Origin of the sequence: Nocardia salmonicida NBRC 13393, from assembly GCF_001613085.1 — a bacterium.
Taxonomy (GTDB): Bacteria; Actinomycetota; Actinomycetes; order Mycobacteriales; family Mycobacteriaceae; genus Nocardia; species Nocardia salmonicida.
In genome coordinates this window covers 381,508-401,481 of sequence record NZ_BDBR01000005.1, presented here as the reverse complement: position 1 = coordinate 401,481, position 19,974 = coordinate 381,508, and the positions used below count along the sequence as shown (strand labels likewise).

Below are 19,974 nucleotides of genomic sequence, written 5' to 3'. Positions count from 1 at the left end.
AGGACGCCTCGATGACCCCCACGGTCGAACTCGCCACCCTCGCGGTGGGAACTGTGCTGCCGGAGTTGGCGATTCACGCCGATCCCACCTTCGTGATCAGCACCGCGCTGGCCACCAGGGACTTCCAGGATGTGCACCACGACCGCGACAAGGCGGTCGAGCGCGGGTCGAGCGACATCTTCGTCAACATCCTCACCGACACCGGTCTGGTGCAGCGCTTCGTCACCGACTGGGCCGGTCCGCGTGCGCTGGTCAAGCGCATCGCTCTTCGTCTCGGCGTGCCGCTGTACGCCGGTGACACCCTGACCCTTTCCGGCACGGTCACCGAGATCGACGGCACCCAGGTCACCATCGACGTGCACGGCAAAGACAGCCTCGGCGAGCACATCACCGCCACGGCCGTCATCGCCCTTCCCGATCTGGAGCCGAAATGAGCACCACTGCCCGGGCCGGTCTCTCCGGACACGCCGCCATTGTCGGCATCGGCGCGACCGACTTCTCCAAGGACTCCGGCCGCAGCGAATTGCGTTTGGCCGCCGAGGCTGTGAGCGCGGCGCTGGCCGACGCCGGCCTCACGCCTGAGGATGTCGACGGCCTCACCACCTTCACCATGGACACCAACACCCAGGCCGCAGTGGCCAGGGCGGTCGGCATCCCGAGTCTGAAGTTCTTCAGCCACATCGGTTATGGCGGCGGTGCCGCGTGCGCGACCGTGCAGCAGGCCGCCATGGCGGTAGCCACCGGGGTCGCCGATGTGGTGGTGGCCTATCGCGCGTTCAACGAACGGTCCGGCGCTCGGTTCGGACAGTTCTCGCCCGCGCTGGCCGCCGCGCCCACGTCATCGGGGATCGACGCGGGCTGGGCCTACCCGCAGGGGCTCGGCACGCCCGCCGCGCAGGTCGCGATGGTCGCCCGCCGCTACATGCACGTCACCGGCGCGACCAGTGCCGATTTCGGCGCGGTGGCGGTCGCCGACCGCAAGCACGCCGCGGTGAACCCCAATGCCTTCTTCTACGGCAAGCCGATCACCCTGGAACAGCACCAGGATTCGCGCTGGATCGCCGAACCGCTGCACCTGCTCGACTGCTGCCAGGAATCCGACGGCGGTGTCGCCATCGTGGTCACCAGCGCCGAACGCGCCCGCGACCTCCCGCAGCGCCCCGCGATCATCGCGGCCGCCGCACAGGGCAGCGGCGCCGACCAGTACGTGATGACCAGCTACTACCGCGACGCCATGACCGGCCTGCCGGAAATGGGTCTCGTCGGCGACCAGCTGTGGGCGCAGAGCGGCCTGACCGCCGCCGATATGCAGGCCGCGATCCTCTACGACCACTTCACCCCGTTCGTCCTCATGCAGCTCGAGGAGCTCGGCTTCTGCCCCCGCGGCGAAGCCAAGAACTTCATCGCCGACGGCGCCATCGAGCTCGGCGGGCGCCTTCCGCTCAATACCCACGGCGGCCAGCTGGGTGAGGCCTATATCCACGGCATGAACGGCATCGCCGAGGCGGTCCGTCAGATCCGCGGTACCTCGGTGAACCAGGTGGACGCCCTGGAACGCATCCTCGTCACCGCGGGCACCGGCGTCCCCACCTCCGGGCTGGTGCTGACGTCGTAGCCTCGGCCCTTCTACGCTCGACCAGGTGACTCCCCGCCACCTGGTCGACGTGCACATCCTGCTGATCCGCGGCGACGAGGTCCTGCTGAGCCTGCGCCGCAGCGGCGACGGGTTCGATCACCGCTGGCACCTGCCCGCGGGAAAACTCGAGGCCGACGAATCGGCGGCGACGGCCGCGGTCCGCGAAGCCGCGGAGGAGGTCGGGGTCGAGATCGATCCCGCGGCCCTGCGCCTGGTGCACGTCGCCCATGTCACCGCACCGGGCAGCGACTCCCGTCTCGGCCTGTTCTTTCGCGTCGAGGATTGGCGCGGTGAACCTTTCAATCGCGAGCCCGATAAATGCTATGCGCTGCAATGGTTTTTGCTCGGCGAACTACCCGACGATCTGATCGAATATTCCGCGCTCGGATTGGCGGCGTTGAATTCAGCCGAGCCTTATTCCGAATTCGGTTGGCAGGGCTGATAGTTACGACCACTTGTGAGGAAATCAGCCAGTGGCCGGGCGAGCTGATCGACGTCGGCCGCCGATCCCGCGCGCAGTCCCGCGAACCGATCGAAGACGAGTCCTTCCAGTAGCGCGAGGAAGTCGCGGGCTGACGCGCGGGGATCGACGGCGCCGAGCGCGTCGAACAGCGCGGTGGCGCGGTCCAGCGAGAACAGGCTGCCTGCCAGGCGGGCGTGCAGCTCGGGGTCGGACAGGACTTCGATGATCAAGGCGTGCCGGGCGATCAGCTCGTTGCGGCGATGCGTGAGCAGCTGCGCGAGCCACGTCGCGATATCGCGCGCGACCTGGGCTGGGTCCAGTGATTGTCGGTTCGCGAATTCCCGCTGTGCGGCCAGGAAATCCGAGCGCGATCGAGCGGTGATCCCGTCCGCCACCGCCTCGATCAACGCTTGTCGGGTGCGGAAGTAATAGGAGGTCGAACCCGGTGGCAATGCCAGCCGGGTATCCACCGCGCGATGGGTGAGTGCGCGGATTCCCTGTGTCGCGATGAGTTCGATGGCCCCCGCCACGATCCGCACCCGCCGGTCTGTGGACATCGTCACCTCTCCTGGCCGTCCGCGACGCCCGTCCTCTACAACTGTAGAGGACGAAGGAGTTCGCATGAAACCCGACACCGTGGTGCTCGACCCCGCACAACAGGCGGCCCTGCGCGCGCTCGAATCACTGTTGGATCCGGGCCGCCCCCTCGGTGCCCGACGCCCCGCTGAACGCGGCGGTCGGCGCACGGGCTGGTTCGGCATTCCGCTCATGCGTCCCTTCGGGCGCGGCAATGCTGGTCGACCCGAGCAGCCCGCCGACCTGCGCCCGGATCGGTCCGGCGTCTACCTGCACGGTCGCCCGGGTCGGGGCAAGACCATGGTGATGGACCGCTTCTTCGCCACGGTCGACACAGAGCGCAAGCGCCGCTTCCACTTCCATGCCTTCTTCGCGTCGCTGCACGCGGCCACCCACGCCCTCGGCTCGATCGAACGCGCGATCGGCGAACTCCTCGGTGACGCCGACCTGGTCTGCTTCGACGAATTCCACGTCACCGATATCGGCGACGCCATGCTCGTCGCCCGCATGCTCGACACCCTCTTCGCCGAGCGCCGCACCCTCGTGGTCACCTCCAACTACCGGCCCGAGGGCCTGCTGCCCAATCCCCTGTTCCATGACCACTTCCGGCCCACCATCGCGCGGATCCTCGCCAACCTCGACACCGTCACCCTCGACGGACCGCTCGATTACCGCACCAGGACCGCACACCGCGACACCGGCTTCCTCGCGGGTCGATACGTGGTCACCGCGGGTATCGAATCAGCGTTCCCGCGCGTCGACGTGCCCATCGGCAACGGCCGAAACCTCCGCGCCCACGCCACCGCCGACGCCATCACCGTCGGCTTCCACGACATCTGTGCCGCCCCCACCAACGCGGCCGACTATCTCCGTCTCGCCGAGCGCTACCGCCACTGGACTCTGCGCGAGGTCCCGCCGCTACGCGAAGTCCCGCCCGACTGGGCCATGCGCTTGGTGAACCTCGTCGACGTCCTCTACGACGCCGATCTCCCGTTCACCGTCCACGCCCCCGAACCCCCACACGAGCTGACCGCTGGCGTCCCCGCGATTCCAGATCTGGCGCGCACCGCCAGCCGACTCGGTGAGTTGCCATTAACTGGCGAGTTAAACGTTCGCACTGCGTAGCATGCCCTTGATCCCAGGGGGACAATATTAGGAGAGGGTCCAAAAGCATCGATTTTCTCTCGAGCGGACCACTCGGCATGTAACTATGTGGCTGTTTTGTGCAGTCTCTCGGGGTTTGGTGGTACAGCTGTGATCGGGGTGAATCAGCCCATTACGCGGGCGATTGTCGTGATCGCACTGGTCGTCGCCGCGACGATCGCGTTGCAGGGCAGTCTGCCCGGCGCCGGGTCGAACTCGACCGGCGCTCCTTCGCCGCTGCTCGTCGCCGTGATGCCGGTCTTGCTGCTGGTCTCGATCGTCATCCTGGTGGCGGGCGTGATCGCCAGCCAGCATCGACTGCCGCTGGCGATGCCGGAAGCCGAACGCGAGGCCATGCCGCGCATCCAGTGGCGCAGGATGGCGCTGCTGGTCCCGATCGCCGTGGCCACGGTCGCGCTGATCTTCGCCGGTGGCGTCACCGCGCTGTTCCTGCTGCCCGGCGCCCGCCCGATGCGCCCGGCCGCCGAAACGCTGGCCGAGGGCTCCGGCCCCGTCCCCACCACCGACACCCATGCCGCGGACCCCACGACCGGACCCACGGAACTCACCGGCACCGCCCTGGTGATCGCGGCGATCCTGGCCATCGTGCTGATCGTGGTCGCGCTGGTCGGTCTGGTCGTCGTCGCCGTGGCCGCGCGCCGCGAACCGGCCCCTGCCGCGCCCGTCGAGAACGAACCGACCGCCAGCGAAGTCGATTCGCTCACGCGCGCCGCCGAAATGGGCCTGGCCGCGATGAACGCCCCGGGTCAGGACCCGCGTACCGCCATCATCGCCTGTTATGTGGCGATGGAGCGCGGCCTGTCCAGCGACCTCGCCGCCCGCCCGCTGGCCTCCGACACCCCGATGGAGGTTCTCGCCAGGGCCTTCGAAAGCGGTGTGCTGCACGATGCTTCGGCCCGTGAGCTGGTCGCGCTGTTCGAGGAGGCGCGGTTCAGCCCGCACTCGATGCTCGAATGGCAGCGCATGCGCGCCGAACAACTGCTGCGCATCGTGCTCACCGACCTGCAACGCCGGCTGGTGACGGCGTGAATCGGACCTCGGTGATCGTCACGGCCGTACTCGCGGTCGCTGTGATCGAAGTGGCGTTGGTGCGTCTGGATCGTGACTCGGTGCTGCTCGCGGTCGCCATACCGGTGGCCGCGGCGCTCGCGATGCTGGTCTGGTCGCTGCGCCACCGCGTGATCCGCGAGGAACCGCTCACCGAATACATCGACAACGGTCCCGCCGAGATGCTCGTTCGCTGGCACGCGCGCGCCGAGATGCTCACCGCTCGCGCCGACGGCACCCGTGCCGACTGGGATCGACACCTGCGGCCCCTGCTCGCCAAGGAATTCGAGCTGTCGACGGGGCTGAGGGTTTCCAAGAATCGCCGGGCCACCGAGGCCGCCGGTCAGCTGCAGTTCGGACCCGAACTGTGGCGCTGGGTGGATCCGGCGAACTCCGCGCTGCGCGATCAAACCGGACGCGCACCGGGTAAAGAGGCGCTGGATGAGATCCTGCGCCGTTTGCAGACGATGTGAGGGGTTAGAGGCCACCGATGACAATGCCGTTGAACGTGACCGTCCAGCGCTCCGATGCCGTACTGCGTGAGCTGGGCCGTGTCGTGGTCGGCAAGCGAGATGAGATGCAGCTCATCATGATTGCCGTGCTGGCCGGAGGGCACGTACTCATCGAGGACCTGCCAGGCCTCGGAAAGACCTTGATCGCGCGGTCTTTCGCGGCCGCGCTCGGACTCGACTTCACCCGCGTGCAGTTCACGCCGGATTTACTGCCGGCCGACCTGCTGGGTTCGACGATCTACGACATGGCGTCGGGCCGGTTCAACTTCCGTCGCGGTCCGGTCTTCACCAATGTGCTGCTCGCCGACGAGATCAACCGCACTCCGCCCAAGACCCAGGCCGCCCTGCTCGAGGCCATGGCCGAGGGGCAGGTGAGCATCGACGGCGAGACCTTCCTGCTCCCACAGCCGTTCGTGGTACTGGCCACCGACAACCCGATCGAGTACGAGGGCACCTACCCGCTGCCCGAGGCTCAACTCGACCGCTTCGCCATCCAGCTGCGCCTGGGCTACCTCTCCGAGGCCGACGAGACGCAGATGATCCGGCGCAGGCTCGAACGTGGTTCCACCGCACCGCAGGTGGGCCAGGTCGTCGACGCGCAGGGTCTGATGGAGATGCGTCAGTCGGTCGAGTTCGTCACCGTGCACCCCGACGTGGTGAGCTATGTCGTGGCGCTGGCCTCGGCTACCCGCAGCCATCCCCAGGTGGAGGTCGGCGCCAGCCCGCGTGCCGAACTCGATCTGGTGCAGATGTCACGGGCGAGGGCCCTGCTACTCGGGCGCGACTACGTGATCCCCGAAGACGTGAAAGCGCTCGCGGTGGCGGCGATGTCGCACCGCATCACCCTGCGTCCCGAGATGTGGGTCCGCCGCATTCGCGGTGAGGACGTCATCACCGAACTACTCCGCCGGCTACCGGTGCCCCGCGCCACGAGCACATGAAGCATCGCGACGAATCCAGAACGGTCGAGGTCGACCTCCGGTGGCGGCCCGCGCCGCTGGTGTTCATCCTGGCCGGTTGCGCGGCAGCGGCACTGGTCGTCGCGGTGCTGCTCGGGCAGTGGCAGCTGGTCGTCTTCGCCGCGCCGATGCTCGGCGTGCTCGCCACCGCGCCGTGGCAGCAGGCGCCGACCAGAGTCCAGGTCGACGGCAGCGGCACCGTGCGCTGTTTCGAGAACGAGGTGATCGGTTGCAGTGCTGTCGCTTTCGTCGAAAGCGGGCACGCGCTGCTACGGATGACAGCCCTGCCGCTGCCCGGCCTGGAACTCGAGGTCGAGGAAGCCCACGATTCCGGCGGTGCGCCCGCGGGCATGCGACTCGGGCTCTCCGCCACCCGTTGGGGACGGTATCCGGTGCAGGTGAAGGTGTCGGCGCTGAGCCCGGCCGGGCTGGCGGTCGCGACGACCGAGCTGCCCGCGGCCAAACTCTACGTCTACCCCATCGCTGATCCGCAGCGAATGCGCTTGCCGCGCACCGAACTTCCCGACCGCATCGGCACCCACCTGACCCGCAGACACGGTCCTGGCGTCGAATACGCCGACATCCGCGCCTACACACCAGGCGATCAGCTGCGCGCTGTGAACTGGCCGGTGAGCGCGCGGCGCGGCAGGCTCTACGTCACCCAGCGGTTCACCAACCGCTCCGCCGACGTGGTCGTCATGGTCGATACCTCGCTACAGGCGCCGGGTCCGGCCAGCGCCTCGCTGGAACTCTCGGTGCGCGGCGCGGCGCAAGTGGTGCAGTCGACACTGCAATCCGGCGACCGCACCGCCGTGGTCTGCCTCGGCGAAGCGCCTCGCTGGCTGCGCCCCGATATCGGCCGCAGGCAGTTCTATCGCATCGTCGACACCGTCCTCGGCGTCGGTGACGAACACGTCGAGACCACCGGCACCCTCGCGCCCCACGCCGCCGTTCCGATCGGCGCGATCGTGGTCGCCTTCTCCACCCTGCTCGACACGCAGTTCGCGCTGGCCCTGATCGACCTGCGTAAACGCGGCCACGTGGTCGTCGCGGTCGACGTCTTGCGCGGCGCTCCCTTCGAGGACGGCCTCGACCCCACCATGGCCAAGATGTGGCAGCTCGAGCGCGCCTCGATGTACCGGGATATGGGCACCGTCGGCGTCGACATCATCCCCTGGCCAGAAGACACCCGCCTCGACCAAGCCATGCGCCTGCTCCCCGAACACCGCCGAGCAGTACGGGTACGCCGATGACGAGATTCCTTGCCTTGCTGGCCGGCCTGCTGCTGGTCGCCGCGGTCGCGCTGATCAACCCCATCGCCGGAGTGCCCGCGCTGGCGCTGATCATCGCGAGCTGGTGGTGGCGCCCGGCCTCGGTCGGCGCGGTACTGATCACCATCGCCGCGCTGGCCGTCTCCGATGTCGGCGTCATAGCCTCGGCGGCAACAGGTTTGGTCGCGACCACCTACCTGCTGAACGCCGCCGTCCTGCACGCCCCCGAAGGAGTGGTCCCCACCACCATCCCCTCGGTCGGCGGCGCGGTTCTGTTCACGATCGCCGCGGCTACCGCGGCCTGGGTCCCCGTCCAACTGATCTGGGCCCCCTTGGCCGCGCCCATCCTCATCGTCGCGATCTACGCCCTGCTGGTGAGCGGCCTGTCGGCCAAGGGCCCGACCGTCGAAGAGATCCGCGTCGAAGAGGACTCGGGCCCTAGGTGGGGCCTTTGACCAGCACCGCTCGGGTGTAGAGCAGCGCGAAGCCTTGGGCCTGGGAGTTCTTCTGGGATTTCGATCCGGGCTCGGTGGTGACGACCGCGAGGTCGCAGTCGGCTGCGGCCGCGACGCCGAGGCGGGCCGAGAGCAACGCTGTCTGGACGCCTTGTCGACGGTGCGCGGGCAGGGTCGCCGCCCCGGCGAGCGCGGCGATGCCGTCGGACATGCGGAGGCTGGCGCCGCCGGCGGGAATACCGTCTCGGTAGGCGAGGTAGCGGTGAGTGCTGCCGGTGGCGGCGAGGTCTCGTATGACAGCGGCGAGGATGTCGCGGGGGAACTCTTCGTGGGTGGGTAGACCGTCGTCGGGGTGGGCGAAGCCGCCGACGACGGTATCGAGCCAGGTATCGAACCCGTTCTCGTCATCGCGACGCACCTCGACCGACCGCGATGTCGGCCAGGCGCGTCCCCGCGGACACAGGCCGAGCACGTTCTCGAACGAGGTCAACCGATACCCACGAGCGGTCAGGTCGGCCCCGATCCGTGGGTCGGCGAGATGCGCCAATTCCACCTGGACCGGTGCCCCCACCTCGGCATAGGCCTGTTCGACCGCCTCCCACTGCGCCACCGTCGGCACCCCGGCGAAGCCGACTCCGACCACCTTGTTCAGCGGGGATCCGGGCCCCGCGAAACATGCCGCGCCACCGGCGATCTCGTGAGCGAACCCGGTGAACTCCGCCTTCGCCCGACGAAGCCCCGTGCTCACCCCGCCGGTGATGGCATCGGTCTCCATCCGCTCGATTCGGGCAGCCATGCCGGTATCGCAGAACAATGTCGCCGTATCCTCGCTCATCAGCCAGTTATATCGCCGCTGTCCAGCGGTTTTTGCGATCATCGCACTAGCGGTCGGGGCGCCACGGGATTCGGCCGTTGCCGTCACCGGAGGGCGTCCGGTTCTCGGACCAGTCCCACAGGGGCTGCAGGGATTCGGCGAGGAGGGCGCCCTCGGTGGTGAGTTCGTAGGCGCCGCGTTGGCCGTTCTTGCGGATCAGTGCCGCGGCCTGGAGCTGCTGGAGTCGGTCCGAGAGCATGCTCGACGAGCAGTTGCCCATGCGTCGGCGGATGTCGAGGAAGCCGAGGGGGCCGGGCTCCAGTTCCCAGATCACGCGCAGCATCCAGCGCTGGCCGAGTAGGTCGATCGCGGCCAGGATCGCTTGCGAGGGCTCGTCGCCGGTTGCGCTTCTCATTCAGAAGCACGATAGTTGCTTCTGAATCAGAAGCATGACGGCCGGTCGGGGATGGACGAGGAGATCGACGATGGATTCGACAGTGCGGCAGGATCAGCGGATCGTGCTGGTCACCGGGGCTTCGCGAGGGATCGGGGCGGAGGCGGCCGCGCAGTTCGGCGCGGCGGGGGCGCATGTCGTCGTGAACTTCCGGGAGAAGCGCAAGCGGGCCCAGGACGTCGTGGACGCGATCGTGGCCACGGGTGGGAGCGCTTCGGTGCTCGGCGCCGATGTCTCCGATCCGGCGGCTGTCGAGAGGATGGTCGTGGAGGTCGGCCGGACCTTCGGGCGGCTGGACACCCTGGTGCTCAACGCATCCGGCGGGCTCGAACGGGATGCCGATCCCGGGTACGCCCTCCGGCTCAACCGGGACGCGCAGGTGAACCTGGCCACGGCGATGCTGCCGCTGATGCCGGAGGGCGGCCGGATCGTGTTCGTCACCAGCCATCAGGCGCACTTCATCCACGAGAACGACAATGTGCCAAAGGGGTACACGCCGATAGCCCGCAGCAAGCGGGCAGGCGAGGACGCCCTACGAGCGCTGATCCCCGAATTCCGGGAGCGCGGAGTCGGTTTCACGGTGGTGTCCGGCGACATGATCGACGGGACGATCATCGTCCGCCTGCTGGAACGGCGCGATCCGGGCAGTGTCGAGTCCCGCCGCGCGGCAGGCCCGTTGCCCACCGTCGAGGACTTCGCGCGCGTGATCGTTCGGGCAGGCACCGAAGCGGTCGCCGACGGCCACACGTACTTTGTCGGCGGCGACGACTATCTTGCCGCCGGTGCGCTCGCACGGTGAAAAACGTTGTGCCCGCAATGCCGAACGGCGTGACCCGGGGGTCACGCCGTCAGGAGGGTCCGCATCAGGCCGAGGCGGTAACCGAAGCTTCGCGCTGGAGTTCCAGGGCGATATCGATGAGCTGGTCTTCCTGGCCGCCGACGAGCTTGCGCTTGCCCGCGCGGACGAGCATTTCGGCGGCGGAGACACCGTAGCGTTCGGCCTGGCGTTCGGCATGGCGCAGGAAGCTGGAATAGACACCCGCGTAGCCCATCATCAGCGCCTGACGGTCGAGCAGGCATTCCGACGGCATCGCCGGGCGAACCACGTCCTCGGCGGCGTCGGTGACGGCGAAGAAGTCGACGCCGGTCTTGATACCGAGCTTGTCGCAGACGCCGATGAAGGCTTCGACCGGCAGATTGCCCGCGCCCGCGCCGAAGCGGCGAGCCGAGCCGTCGATCTGGGTGGCGCCCGCGCGCACGGCGTAGACCGAGTTCGCCACGGCGAGGCCGAGGTTCTCGTGGCCGTGGAAGCCGACCTGGGCGTCGTCGCCGAGTTCGGCGACCAGGGCCGAGACGCGGTCGGAGACCTGCTCGAGGACGAGCGCGCCCGCGGAATCGACGACGTAGACGCACTGGCAGCCCGCGTCGGCCATGATGCGGGCCTGCTCGGCCAGGTTCTCCGGCGTGGTGGAGTGGGCCATCATGAGGAAGCCGACGGTTTCGAGGCCGAGGTCGCGGGCGTAGCCGAAGTGCTGGATGGAGACGTCGGCTTCGGTGCAGTGAGTGGCGATCCGGCAGATGGACGCGCCGTTGTCCTGGGAGATCTTGATGTCTTCCTTGACGCCGACGCCGGGCAGCATGAGGAAGGCGATCTTGGCCTGTTTGGCGGTTTCCGCGGCAGCCTTGATCAGTTCCTGCTCAGGGGTTTTGGAGAACCCGTAGTTGAACGAGGACCCGGCCAGGCCGTCACCGTGGGTGACCTCGATGACCGGGACACCGGACGCGTCGAGCGCGCCGACGATGTCGCGAACCTCGGTCACGGTGAACTGGTGACGCTTGTGGTGCGAGCCGTCGCGCAGTGAGGTATCGGTGACACGCACATCGAGTTCGCCCGAGTAGGGCTTGCGCACATTGCTCATGGTTGAGTTCTCCCTTACACCCGAGCCGAGAGGATTTGATCGGCCAGCACATCGCCGACCTTGGTGGCCGCGGCCGTCATGATGTCGAGGTTGCCCGCGTACGGCGGCAGGAAGTCGCCCGCGCCCTCGACCTCGACGAAGATCGACACCTTCGCCAAGCCGCCGGATACCAGCGACGGTTCGTCGAACTGCGGGTCGTTGAGCAGCCGGTAGCCGGGCACGTACTCCTGAATGGACTTCTCCATCCGGAAGATCGACTCGGAGATCGCGTCGCGATCGGCATCCTCGGGGATGGCGCAGAAGATGGTGTCGCGCATGATCATCGGCGGCTCGGCCGGGTTCAGGATGATGATGGCCTTACCGCGTTCGGCGCCACCGATGGTCTCCACACCCTTGGAGGTGGTCTTGGTGAACTCGTCGATGTTCGCGCGGGTACCCGGACCGGCCGACACCGAGGACACCGAGGCCACGATCTCGGCGTAGGACACCGGGACAACCCGCGAGACCGCGTTGACCATCGGAATCGTGGCCTGGCCACCGCAGGTGATCATGTTGACGTTCGCCGCGTCCCGCAGCGAATCCAGGTTCACCGGGGGGATCACGGCCGGGCCGACGGCGGCCGGGGTGAGGTCGACGGCGCGGATACCCGCGGCCTCGTATTTCGGCGCGTACGCGCGGTGCACGTAGGCGGAGGTGGCCTCGAACAGCAGATCCGGCTTCTCGTCGAGGGCGAGCAGCCAGTCCGCGCCCTCGGCGGAGGTTTCCAGACCCAGCCCGCGTGCCCGCTTCAGCCCCTCCGAATCCGGGTCGATGCCGATCATCCAGCGCGGCTCGATCTTGTCCGAGCGCAGCAGCTTGTAGAGCAGATCGGTGCTGATGTTGCCGGACCCCACGATCGCGGCGGTGACTTTGCTGGTCACGGTGTACTCCTAGGAAGTCTGGTTCAGCTGAAACGCAAACGGACGGAACCGAGTCCGGTGAACTCGGCGAGGAAGTCGTCACCGGGGCGGGCGTCGATGGCGCGGGTGCAGGAACCGGGTAGCACGATATCGCCCTTCTTCAACCGCACCCCGAAGGTCGCGACCTTGCGCGCCAGCCACGCGACGGCGATCACCGGATCGCCCAGCACCGCGTCGCTGCGGCCCTCGGCGATGACCTCGCCGTTGCGGGTGAGCACGGCGTCGATTGCCTTGATGTCGATGTCGCCGGGTGCGACGCGCTCCTTGCCGAGCACGAAACCGGCCGAGGAGGCGTTGTCGGAGATGGTGTCGGTCAGGCCGATCTTCCAGTCCTTGATACGCGAGTCGATGAGTTCGATCGAGGGCGCGTACGCGACGGTCGCGGCCAGCACGTCGGCCTCGGTGCAGTCCTCGCCGGGCAGGTCGGCGCCGAGCACGAATCCGACCTCGACCTCCACGCGCGGCAGCAGGAACTTCGAGGTGTCGACGGGGACGTCCTCGTAGACCTCCATATCGGCGAGCAGGTGACCGTAGTCGGGCTCGTCGACGCCCATCATCTGCTGCATCGCCTTCGACGACAGCCCCACCTTGTGCCCGACGACCTTCGCGCCGGACCGGAGCCGGCGCTGGATGTTGAGCAGCTGGATCTCGTAGGCGTCGACCACATCGATATCGGGGAACCGGTCGACGAGCGGCAACACGGCGACGCGCTCGTCTTCGGCGCGGGCCAGTTCGTCGGCGAGATGGGTTCGTACCGCGTCAGGCAGCACGCGGACCTCCTTGGCAGCACGGTCGGAAGGATCTAGACGTCAAAACTGTAACCGGTTTTCCAGTCCAGCATCAGCCGTTCACCTGACAATACAACGCTACATCTGGTGATTTCTGCAACATGTTCTACTGAGTTCTATTTTTGTCTGTCCAACGACCGGACCCTTCTATAACGTGTTCTACATGAGTGATCGGGAATACGATGTCGTGGTCGTCGGTAGCGGCGCCGCCGGGATGACCGCCGCCCTCGCGGCGGCGCACAAGGGTCTGAGCGTTGTGCTGTTGGAGAAGGCCGCGCACTACGGTGGGTCGACGGCCCGATCCGGCGGTGGCGTCTGGATTCCGGGCAACAAGGCGTTGCTCGCCGCGGGCCGCCCCGACGACCGCGAGGACGCGCGCACCTACCTGCACAGCATCATCGGCGACGTGGTGCCCGCCGAGAAGATCGATACCTACCTCGATCGCGGCGCCGAGGCGTTCGACTTCGTCCTCGACCACACCCCGCTGAAGATGAAGTGGGTTCCGGGCTACTCCGACTACTACCCCGAGGCGCCGGGCGGCCTCGGTCAGGGGCGTTCGTGCGAACCGACGCCGTTCAACGGCAAGGTGCTCGGCGCGGAACTGGTCAATCTGGAACCGCCCTACGCCAAGGCGCCGCTGAACGTGGTCGTCATGCAGGCCGACTTCGTGCGGCTCAACCTGATCCGCCGTCATCCCAAGGGCGCGATGCGGGCGCTGCGCGTCGGCGCGCGCACCTACCTGGCCAAGTGGACCGGCAAGCATCTGCTCGGCATGGGGCAGGCCATCATCGCCGCCATGCGCAAGGGCCTGCTCGACGCGGGCGTGCCGGTGCTGCTCAACACCCCGCTCACCGACCTGGTGGTCACCGACGGCAAGGTCACCGGGGTCAAGGCCACCGTCGATGGCGAACCGGTCACCTTCACCGCGCGCTACGGAGTGGTGCTCGGCGCAGGCGGGTTCGAACACAATGCCGACATGCGGGCCAAGTACCAGCGTCAGCCGATAACCACTGAGTGGACAACCGGTGCCGCGGCCAACACCGGCGATGGCATCGTCGCGGGTATGGCAGCGGGTGCGACGGTCGGTTTCATGGAGGACGCCTGGTGGGGTCCGACGATCTTCAAGGGCGGCAAGCCCTGGTTCGCGCTGGCCGAGCGCAATCTGCCCGGTACCATCATGGTCAACGACCGGGGCGAGCGGTTCGGCAACGAGTCGGCGCCCTACGTCGAGGCGGTGCACACCATGTACGGCGGTGAGTACGGCCAGGGCGCGGGTCCCGGCGAGAACGTGCCGTCCTGGCTGGTGTTCGACCAGCGCTACCGCAACCGCTACATCTTCGCGGGCCTGCAACCGGGCCAGCGCTTTCCGTCGCGCTGGATGGAGAACGACTACATCGTCAAGGCCGACACGATCCAGGAGCTGGCCGAGCGCATCGGCGTGCCCGTCGAGAACCTGACCTCGACGATCGAGCGTTTCAACGGCTTCGCCGCCGCGGGCAAGGACGAGGACTTCGGTCGCGGCAACAGCCACTACGACCGCTACTACGGCGACCCGACCGTGAAGCCGAACCCGTGCCTGGCCGAACTGTCGCAGGGCCCGTTCTACGCGGCGAAGATGGTGCCCGGCGACCTCGGCACCAAGGGCGGACTCGTCACCGATACCGCCGCACGTGTACTGCGCGAAGACGATTCCGTCATCGACGGCCTCTACGCCGCGGGCAACACCAGCTCGCCGGTGATGGGCCACACCTACGCGGGCCCCGGCGCCACCATCGGCCCCGCGATCACCTTCGCCTACCTGGCTGTGCTCGACATCGTCGCCAGGAAGACGGCCGACTCGGCGAAGGCGAACGCATGAGGGTGAGCCCGACGATCACCATCGGCTACCTCGCAGTGCTCGACGTCGCCACGACCGGTTCGGCGGACGAGCCAACACCCACAGGAGAAGACCGTGCCTATTGATCTAGCGACCGCGCTCGGCGCGACTCTGCCCACGCGCGAGTTCAGTTGGACACCCACCGACGTGCAGCTCTACCACCTCGGCCTCGGCGCGGGTGCCCGCCCGACCGACCCGGCCGAGCTGGCCTACCTCGACGATCGCGCACCCCAGGTGCTGCCGACGTTCGCGACGGTGGCGCCGACCCTCGGTGAAACCGAGCCGCCGCGAGTGAGCTTCCCCGGGATCGAGATCGACCTGGCCAAGGTCGTGCACGGTCACCAGGAAGTGGAGGTGCACAAGCCGATTCCCGCCACCGGCAAGGCGGTCTCGGTCGGCCGGATCGCCGAGATCTGGGACAAGGGCGCCAACGCGGTGATCGTGCAGGAGCACACCGTCACCGGGTCCGACGGTGAACCGCTGTGGACCGTGCGGTCCTCCATCTTCGCCAAGGGCGAGGGCGGCTTCGGCGGCGAGCGCGGCCCGAGCACCCGCACCGAACTGCCGGATCGGGCCCCCGACGCGGAACTGCTCACCCCGACCTTGCCGCAGCAGGCCCTGCTGTACCGCCTCTCCGGCGACCGCAACCCGCTGCACTCGGATCCCGAATTCGCCCGTGGCGCAGGCTTTCCCGCCCCGATCCTGCACGGCCTGTCCACCTACGGCACCGTCTGCAAAGCCCTCACCGACGCCCTGCTCGACAGTGACGCGGGCCGGGTCGGTGGTTTCCGGGCCAAGTTCGCCGGCGTGCTCTACCCGGGCGAGACCCTGCGCACCAAGGTGTGGCGCGAGGGCGACCAGTTGATCGCGGTCGTCACCGTGGTCGAACGAGACGACGCCCCCGTCCTCAGCGACGTCGTCTTGCGTATCGCCTGATCTGGATCACTGATCACCAGGTCGCCGGAGCGTGAGAACTCCGGTGCCTGGTGATTATTTTTCGAGCGCGGCGATCGCTTGGGCGATGCGGCCGTCGGCGCAAGCCGATTCGATGGCCGCGAACCCGGCCGACCGCATCCGCCCCGCGGCGATGAGGGCTTCGGCCTTGGCGACGTTGACCTGCGACCAGGGGCTCCGTGCTCGACGCGGCGAGTATCGCTGCAGGTAGTGGTGGGCGTCGAGGCTGCGGCGATGGCTGTCGATCCAGCCGTAGCAGAGTGCGCCGTCCAGGGTTTCGCTGATCGTCACCGAGGGCTCGGGTGCGCCCTTCTTCGCGATCCGCACCCAGACCTCACCGGCGGACGAGTGGTGGGCCGACAGCCACGCTTCCCAAGCGCTCGCGTCTGTGCAGATGAGGTATTCGATGGTCATAGAGCCATCATCCGAGTCAAAGTGCTCAACGAATGAGCACTTAAAACAGAAAAACGGGCGCTGCCGCACGTTGTGTGTGCGGCAGCGCCCGTTCAGCTCACAGCCAGGTGTCGAGGCTGGTGGTGGTGAGGAAGTGATCCAGGTCGGCACGCCAGGGGGCGGGGGTGGTCTTGTCCGGCTCGATGCCGGTGTACTGGCCGCGGTAGAACAGCAGCGGACGACCGCCGGTGGTGGCCGATTCCGAGAGCGCGTGGACCCGGCCGATCACGATGTAGTGGTCGCCGCCGTCGACGACCGAGTCGACCGTGCATTCGATGGTGGCCAGCGAATCATCGATCACCGGAACGCCGAGTTCGGAGGTGTGCCAGGCGACGCCGGCGAACTTGTCGGTTTCCCGTGAGCCGAAACGCGCGCACGTGGGCTGCTGTTCCTCGGAGAGCACGTTCACGCAGAACCTGCCCGCCGCCTCGATCGCCGCCCACGACCGCGACCCCTTGGTGGGGCAGAACAGCACAAGGGGCGGGTCGAGGGACAGCGCGGCGAAGGACTGGCAGGCGAACCCGATGGGCGCACCGTCCGGATCGAGCGCGGTGATGACGGTGATGCCGGTGCAGAACTGTCCCAGCACAGTGCGGAACTGCCGGCCGTCGATAGCCGGTCTCTGTTCAGTCATGTCCTTCGCCGCCGTTTCCTATTGCTGCCGAAATCCGACAGTGAAATCGTGACCCCACAGGCTGACCGCGGTCGATTCGCGGGCAATCCACTCGTGGTCGTCGACTTCCAGTCCTTCACAACCGAATTCGATGTCGAATCCGCCGGGAGTCTTCATGTAGAAGGACAGCATCTTGTCGTTGATGTGCCGGCCGAGGGTGGCCGACATCTTCACCTTCTTGCGATAGGCGCGGTCCAGGCAGAGGCCTACATCGTCGGCGCTCTCCACCTCGAGCATGAGGTGCACGATGCCGGTCGGATTCGGCAGCGGCAGGAACGCCAGCGCGTGGTGGCGCGGGTTGCAGCCATAGAAGCGCAGCCAGGCCGGGTCGCCGTCGGCGGGTCGGCCCACCATCTGCGGCGGCAGCCGCATGGAGTCGCGCAGCCGGAAGCCGAGGATGTCCTGGTAGAACGCCTGCGCCGCCGCGTCGTCGGTGCAGGTCAGCACCACGTGGCCCAGACCCTGCTCGGCGGTGACGAACTTGTGGCCGTAGGGGCTCACGAAGCGGCGGCCAAGGTACTGCGCGCCGTAGAACGCCTCGAGGGTGTTCCCGGACGGATCCTGGAACCGGATCATGCCCTCGACGCGGCGCTCACCCAGCTCTTCCTTGGTGCCCTCGGTGAAGGCGACCCCGGCCTTGCTCAGGGTCTCGCGCAGCTGCTGCAGGCCGGGACCGTCGGTGACCTCCCAGCCCGAGACCAGCAGCCGGTCCTGCTCGCCGGGAACGATCACCAGACGCGCGGCGAAATCGTCCATGCGCAGGTAGAGCGCGTCGGGGTTCAGCCCGGTGCCCTCCATCATGCCGAGAACCTTGAGGCCGTACTCGCGCCAGGCCGCCATGTCGGTGGCCTCGATGCGCATGTAGCCCAGGGCGCGAATGCTCATTACTTCTCCCCGAGGAAATCGACCGTGAGCCGGTTGAACTCGTCGAACTTCTCCAGCTGTGCCCAGTGCCCACAGCCGCCGAACACATGCAGCTGAACGCGCGGGATCACCTTGGTGGCTACGAGCGCGCCGTCCAGGGGGTTCACCCGGTCCTCGCGACCCCAGATCAGCAGTACCGGCTGACGCAGCTTGTACGCGTCACGCCAGAGCATGCCCTTCTCGTAGTCGGCGCCGGCGAAGGACTTGCCCATCGCCCGCATCGCGGCCAGCGATTCGGGGGTGTTGGCCAGTGCGAATCGCTCGTCGATCAGTTCTTCGGTGACCAGCGACTGGTCGAAGACCATGATCCGCAGGAACTTCTCCAGGTTGTCCCTGGTCGGTTCATAGGTGAACTTCGAGAGCAGCTTCACGCCCTCGGTGGGGTCGGGCGCGAACAGGTTGGTGCTCAGCCCGCCGGGCCCCATCAGCACGAGTTTGCCCGCGCGCGTGGGGTGATCGAGCGCGAACCGCACCGAGGCGCCGCCGCCGAGGGAGTTGCCGAGCAGGTGCACCCGGTCGGTGATCTCCAGGTGATCGAGCAGCGCGAGCAGTGCGTTGGAGCTGTGCACGAAGTACTGCGGGTGGTCGATCGGCTTGTCGGACTTGCCGTATCCCGGTTGGTCGGGCGCGATCACGTGATAACGCTCGGCCAGGACCGGGATGTTGCGGGCGAAGTTCGACCACGCCGAGGCGCCGGGTCCGCCGCCGTGCAGCAGCACGATCGTGGTCGGGTTGCCCACACCGGCTTCGTGATAGTGCAGCTTCAGGTCGGGGGTGACCTGCGCGAAGCGTGAGGTCGATGCGTAAGTCAGTTCAGCGGTCTGGGTCATCGGCTACACCATGGCGTCGGTGACGGGCAGCCCGAACTCGTGCGTGCCGTACATGACGTAGGCGCGCTCGGGATCGTTGGCCGCGTGCACCCGTCCGGCATGCGCGTCACGCCAGAAGCGCTGCAGCGGGGTGCCGTTGGCGAGCGCGGTGGCGCCGGAGGACTCGAAGAGCTTGTCGATCGAGGCGATCACGCGGCCGGTGGAACGCACCTGGTCGCGACGGGCGCGCACGCGCAGATCGAACGGCACTTCCTCGCCCGCCAGCAGCAATGCGTACTCTTCGGCGACATTGCCCGAGAGCTGACGCCACGCGGCGTCGATGTCGCTGGCCGCCTCGGCGACGCGCACCTTGGCGAACGGATCGTCCTTGGCGTTCTCGCCGGCGAAGGCCGCGCGCACGCGCTTGCCCTGGTGCTCGACGTGCGCCTCGTAGGCGCCGTAGCCCATGCCGACGATCGGCGTGGAGATGGTGGTGGGGTGGATGGTGCCCCACGGCATCTTGAAGACGGGGTCGGTGTTCTGTTCGAGGCCGGGCGCGCGGCCCTCGCTCATCGCGCGGAAGCTCAGGAAGCGGTGCGACGGGACGAAGACATCCTCGACGACCACGGTGTTGGAGCCGGTGCCACGCAGACCGACGACGTTCCAGACGTCATCGATGCGGTAGTCCGAGCGCGGGATCAGGAAGCTGCCGAAGTCGACCGGCTTGCCGTTCTTGATCACCGGACCGCCGAGTACCGCCCAGGTGGCGTGATCGGAACCCGAGGACCAGGCCCACGAGCCGCGCACGATGTAGCCACCGTCGACGGCCTGTCCCGCACCCATCGGCGCGTACGACGACGAGATGCGCACATCGGTGTCCTCGCCCCAGACATCCTGCTGGGCCTGCTGATCGAACAGCGCGAGGTGCCAGTTGTGCACGCCGATGATGCCCGCGACCCAGCCGGTGGAGCCGCACGCGCTGGCGATCTTGCGCACGGTGTCGTAGAAGACCACTGGATCGGCGGCGTGGCCGCCCCACTGCTTGGGCTGGAGCAGCCGGAAGAAACCGGTCTCCTGCAGCGCCTTCATGGATTCTTCGGGGATGCGGCGCAGGTCCTCGGCCTCCTGCGCGCGCTCACGCAGCGTCGGCAGCAGTGCCTCGACCCGTTCGGTCACTTCTTGCGTCATTTCGGAGCCCGCTCCTGCCTGTGTCGGATCGACAACCGGTTCTATTCGTCTCTGAGATTAGAACAGGTTCTCGTTTCTGT

23 protein-coding genes are annotated in these 19,974 nt (G+C 67.6%); 12 read left to right on the top strand and 11 right to left on the bottom strand.

Going from position 1 to position 19,974, the window contains the following annotated elements; translation table 11 throughout:
- Window positions 1-11: 11 nt before the first annotated feature.
- Genes NS1_RS07500 through NS1_RS07490 form a run of 3 tightly spaced genes read left to right on the top strand, consistent with a single transcriptional unit; the run spans window position 12 to window position 2,078 of the window.
- Window positions 12-434 (top strand): MaoC family dehydratase, encoded by a 423-nt coding sequence (locus tag NS1_RS07500; protein ID WP_056819362.1) that lies wholly within the window; start codon window positions 12-14, stop codon window positions 432-434.
- Entirely contained in the window at window positions 431-1,615 is a 1,185-nt protein-coding gene (locus tag NS1_RS07495; RefSeq protein WP_062982807.1) for a lipid-transfer protein, read from the top strand. The genes NS1_RS07500 and NS1_RS07495 overlap by 4 nt, the downstream gene beginning before the upstream one ends.
- A gap of 25 nt (window positions 1,616-1,640) precedes the next feature.
- Window positions 1,641-2,078 carry an NUDIX hydrolase gene (locus NS1_RS07490; protein WP_062982805.1) on the top strand — a complete coding sequence of 146 codons (438 nt, stop codon included), beginning with the start codon at window positions 1,641-1,643 and terminating at the stop codon, window positions 2,076-2,078.
- Here the strand turns inward: NS1_RS07490 and NS1_RS07485 are convergent.
- Window positions 2,051-2,656: a TetR/AcrR family transcriptional regulator gene (locus tag NS1_RS07485; protein ID WP_062982900.1), complete on the bottom strand. Its 606-nt coding sequence runs from the start codon at window positions 2,654-2,656 to the stop codon at window positions 2,051-2,053. The genes NS1_RS07490 and NS1_RS07485 overlap by 28 nt on opposite strands.
- A 64-nt stretch (window positions 2,657-2,720) precedes the next feature.
- Here NS1_RS07485 and zapE point away from each other — a divergent pair, with 64 nt between their 5' ends.
- The 6 genes from zapE to NS1_RS07455 all read left to right on the top strand — a co-directional run bounded on the left by zapE (window position 2,721) and on the right by NS1_RS07455 (window position 8,083).
- Window positions 2,721-3,800 carry a cell division protein ZapE gene (gene zapE, locus NS1_RS07480; protein WP_062982803.1) on the top strand — a complete coding sequence of 360 codons (1,080 nt, stop codon included), beginning with the start codon at window positions 2,721-2,723 and terminating at the stop codon, window positions 3,798-3,800.
- A 138-nt stretch (window positions 3,801-3,938) separates the two neighbouring features.
- Complete coding sequence (locus tag NS1_RS07475) at window positions 3,939-4,868, top strand: DUF4129 domain-containing protein (protein WP_062982897.1); 930 nt, start codon at window positions 3,939-3,941, stop codon at window positions 4,866-4,868.
- The gene (locus tag NS1_RS07470) at window positions 4,865-5,359 is read left to right on the top strand and encodes a hypothetical protein (RefSeq protein WP_056818943.1); all 495 of its coding nucleotides are present in this window, start codon (window positions 4,865-4,867) and stop codon (window positions 5,357-5,359) included. Before NS1_RS07475 ends, NS1_RS07470 begins: the two co-directional genes overlap by 4 nt.
- Before the next feature lie 17 nt (window positions 5,360-5,376).
- Complete coding sequence (locus tag NS1_RS07465; RefSeq protein WP_056818940.1) at window positions 5,377-6,339, top strand: AAA family ATPase; 963 nt, start codon at window positions 5,377-5,379, stop codon at window positions 6,337-6,339.
- Window positions 6,336-7,610, top strand: a complete 1,275-nt coding sequence (locus tag NS1_RS07460) for a DUF58 domain-containing protein (RefSeq protein WP_062982801.1) — start codon at window positions 6,336-6,338, stop codon at window positions 7,608-7,610. The genes NS1_RS07465 and NS1_RS07460 overlap by 4 nt, the downstream gene beginning before the upstream one ends.
- Window positions 7,607-8,083 carry a hypothetical protein gene (locus NS1_RS07455; RefSeq protein WP_062982800.1) on the top strand — a complete coding sequence of 159 codons (477 nt, stop codon included), beginning with the start codon at window positions 7,607-7,609 and terminating at the stop codon, window positions 8,081-8,083. Before NS1_RS07460 ends, NS1_RS07455 begins: the two co-directional genes overlap by 4 nt.
- Here the strand turns inward: NS1_RS07455 and NS1_RS07450 are convergent.
- Together NS1_RS07450 and NS1_RS07445 are read right to left on the bottom strand one after the other, a co-directional pair.
- On the bottom strand, window positions 8,067-8,897 hold the full coding sequence (locus NS1_RS07450; protein WP_218019910.1) for a GNAT family N-acetyltransferase: 831 nt from the start codon (window positions 8,895-8,897) through the stop codon (window positions 8,067-8,069). The genes NS1_RS07455 and NS1_RS07450 overlap by 17 nt on opposite strands.
- A 67-nt stretch (window positions 8,898-8,964) precedes the next feature.
- On the bottom strand, window positions 8,965-9,312 hold the full coding sequence (locus NS1_RS07445; protein ID WP_062982797.1) for a winged helix-turn-helix transcriptional regulator: 348 nt from the start codon (window positions 9,310-9,312) through the stop codon (window positions 8,965-8,967).
- Window positions 9,313-9,382: 70 nt separating this feature from the next.
- Between NS1_RS07445 and NS1_RS07440 the strand changes: the two genes are divergently transcribed.
- Window positions 9,383-10,150 carry an SDR family oxidoreductase gene (locus NS1_RS07440; protein WP_062982796.1) on the top strand — a complete coding sequence of 256 codons (768 nt, stop codon included), beginning with the start codon at window positions 9,383-9,385 and terminating at the stop codon, window positions 10,148-10,150.
- Window positions 10,151-10,214: 64 nt separating this feature from the next.
- Here the strand turns inward: NS1_RS07440 and dmpG are convergent, their stop codons facing one another.
- The 3 genes from dmpG to NS1_RS07425 are packed head-to-tail and all read right to left on the bottom strand — an operon-like array spanning window position 10,215 to window position 12,999.
- Window positions 10,215-11,270 (bottom strand): 4-hydroxy-2-oxovalerate aldolase, encoded by a 1,056-nt coding sequence (gene dmpG, locus NS1_RS07435; protein WP_062982794.1) that lies wholly within the window; start codon window positions 11,268-11,270, stop codon window positions 10,215-10,217.
- A gap of 14 nt (window positions 11,271-11,284) precedes the next feature.
- Complete coding sequence (locus NS1_RS07430; RefSeq protein ID WP_062982792.1) at window positions 11,285-12,190, bottom strand: acetaldehyde dehydrogenase (acetylating); 906 nt, start codon at window positions 12,188-12,190, stop codon at window positions 11,285-11,287.
- 23 nt (window positions 12,191-12,213) lie between these two features.
- Entirely contained in the window at window positions 12,214-12,999 is a 786-nt protein-coding gene (locus NS1_RS07425; protein ID WP_062982790.1) for a 2-keto-4-pentenoate hydratase, read from the bottom strand.
- A gap of 172 nt (window positions 13,000-13,171) precedes the next feature.
- Between NS1_RS07425 and kstD the strand changes: the two genes are divergently transcribed.
- Window positions 13,172-14,875, top strand: a complete 1,704-nt coding sequence (gene kstD / locus NS1_RS07420; protein WP_062982788.1) for a 3-oxosteroid 1-dehydrogenase — start codon at window positions 13,172-13,174, stop codon at window positions 14,873-14,875.
- A gap of 93 nt (window positions 14,876-14,968) precedes the next feature.
- Window positions 14,969-15,829 (top strand): enoyl-CoA hydratase ChsH3, encoded by an 861-nt coding sequence (gene chsH3, locus NS1_RS07415; protein ID WP_062982786.1) that lies wholly within the window; start codon window positions 14,969-14,971, stop codon window positions 15,827-15,829.
- A 54-nt stretch (window positions 15,830-15,883) separates the two neighbouring features.
- Here chsH3 and NS1_RS07410 read toward each other — a convergent pair whose 3' ends face one another.
- The 5 genes from NS1_RS07410 to hsaA all read right to left on the bottom strand — a co-directional run bounded on the left by NS1_RS07410 (window position 15,884) and on the right by hsaA (window position 19,894).
- Window positions 15,884-16,261 (bottom strand): YdeI/OmpD-associated family protein, encoded by a 378-nt coding sequence (locus tag NS1_RS07410; protein WP_062982784.1) that lies wholly within the window; start codon window positions 16,259-16,261, stop codon window positions 15,884-15,886.
- Between the two features lie 97 nt (window positions 16,262-16,358).
- A complete protein-coding gene (hsaB, locus tag NS1_RS07405; RefSeq protein WP_062982782.1) occupies window positions 16,359-16,934 on the bottom strand; it encodes a 3-hydroxy-9,10-secoandrosta-1,3,5(10)-triene-9,17-dione monooxygenase reductase subunit in 576 nt (191 codons plus the stop codon).
- An 18-nt stretch (window positions 16,935-16,952) separates the two neighbouring features.
- Window positions 16,953-17,858 (bottom strand): iron-dependent extradiol dioxygenase HsaC, encoded by a 906-nt coding sequence (gene hsaC, locus NS1_RS07400; protein WP_062982780.1) that lies wholly within the window; start codon window positions 17,856-17,858, stop codon window positions 16,953-16,955.
- Complete coding sequence (gene hsaD, locus NS1_RS07395; RefSeq protein WP_062982779.1) at window positions 17,858-18,727, bottom strand: 4,5:9,10-diseco-3-hydroxy-5,9,17-trioxoandrosta-1(10),2-diene-4-oate hydrolase; 870 nt, start codon at window positions 18,725-18,727, stop codon at window positions 17,858-17,860. The genes hsaC and hsaD overlap by 1 nt, the downstream gene beginning before the upstream one ends.
- Window positions 18,728-18,730: 3 nt before the next feature.
- On the bottom strand, window positions 18,731-19,894 hold the full coding sequence (gene hsaA, locus NS1_RS07390; RefSeq protein ID WP_062982778.1) for a 3-hydroxy-9,10-secoandrosta-1,3,5(10)-triene-9,17-dione monooxygenase oxygenase subunit: 1,164 nt from the start codon (window positions 19,892-19,894) through the stop codon (window positions 18,731-18,733).
- Between the last annotated feature and the right edge of the window lie 80 nt (window positions 19,895-19,974).

Bases quoted from the DNA above. Each gene is read 5' to 3' on its own strand.
- hsaD (WP_062982779.1), bottom strand. From the start codon at position 18,727: ATGACCCAGACCGCTGAACTGACTTACGCATCGACCTCACGCTTCGCG.
- hsaB (WP_062982782.1), bottom strand. From the start codon at position 16,934: ATGACTGAACAGAGACCGGCTATCGACGGCCGGCAGTTCCGCACTGTG.
- NS1_RS07440 (WP_062982796.1), top strand. From the start codon at position 9,383: ATGGATTCGACAGTGCGGCAGGATCAGCGGATCGTGCTGGTCACCGGG.
- hsaA (WP_062982778.1), bottom strand. From the start codon at position 19,894: ATGACGCAAGAAGTGACCGAACGGGTCGAGGCACTGCTGCCGACGCTG.
- NS1_RS07485 (WP_062982900.1), bottom strand. From the start codon at position 2,656: ATGTCCACAGACCGGCGGGTGCGGATCGTGGCGGGGGCCATCGAACTC.
- NS1_RS07455 (WP_062982800.1), top strand. From the start codon at position 7,607: ATGACGAGATTCCTTGCCTTGCTGGCCGGCCTGCTGCTGGTCGCCGCG.
- NS1_RS07495 (WP_062982807.1), top strand. From the start codon at position 431: ATGAGCACCACTGCCCGGGCCGGTCTCTCCGGACACGCCGCCATTGTC.
- dmpG (WP_062982794.1), bottom strand. From the start codon at position 11,270: ATGAGCAATGTGCGCAAGCCCTACTCGGGCGAACTCGATGTGCGTGTC.
- NS1_RS07410 (WP_062982784.1), bottom strand. From the start codon at position 16,261: ATGACCATCGAATACCTCATCTGCACAGACGCGAGCGCTTGGGAAGCG.
- hsaC (WP_062982780.1), bottom strand. From the start codon at position 17,858: ATGAGCATTCGCGCCCTGGGCTACATGCGCATCGAGGCCACCGACATG.
- NS1_RS07460 (WP_062982801.1), top strand. From the start codon at position 6,336: ATGAAGCATCGCGACGAATCCAGAACGGTCGAGGTCGACCTCCGGTGG.
- zapE (WP_062982803.1), top strand. From the start codon at position 2,721: ATGAAACCCGACACCGTGGTGCTCGACCCCGCACAACAGGCGGCCCTG.
- NS1_RS07465 (WP_056818940.1), top strand. From the start codon at position 5,377: ATGACAATGCCGTTGAACGTGACCGTCCAGCGCTCCGATGCCGTACTG.
- NS1_RS07500 (WP_056819362.1), top strand. From the start codon at position 12: ATGACCCCCACGGTCGAACTCGCCACCCTCGCGGTGGGAACTGTGCTG.
- NS1_RS07445 (WP_062982797.1), bottom strand. From the start codon at position 9,312: ATGAGAAGCGCAACCGGCGACGAGCCCTCGCAAGCGATCCTGGCCGCG.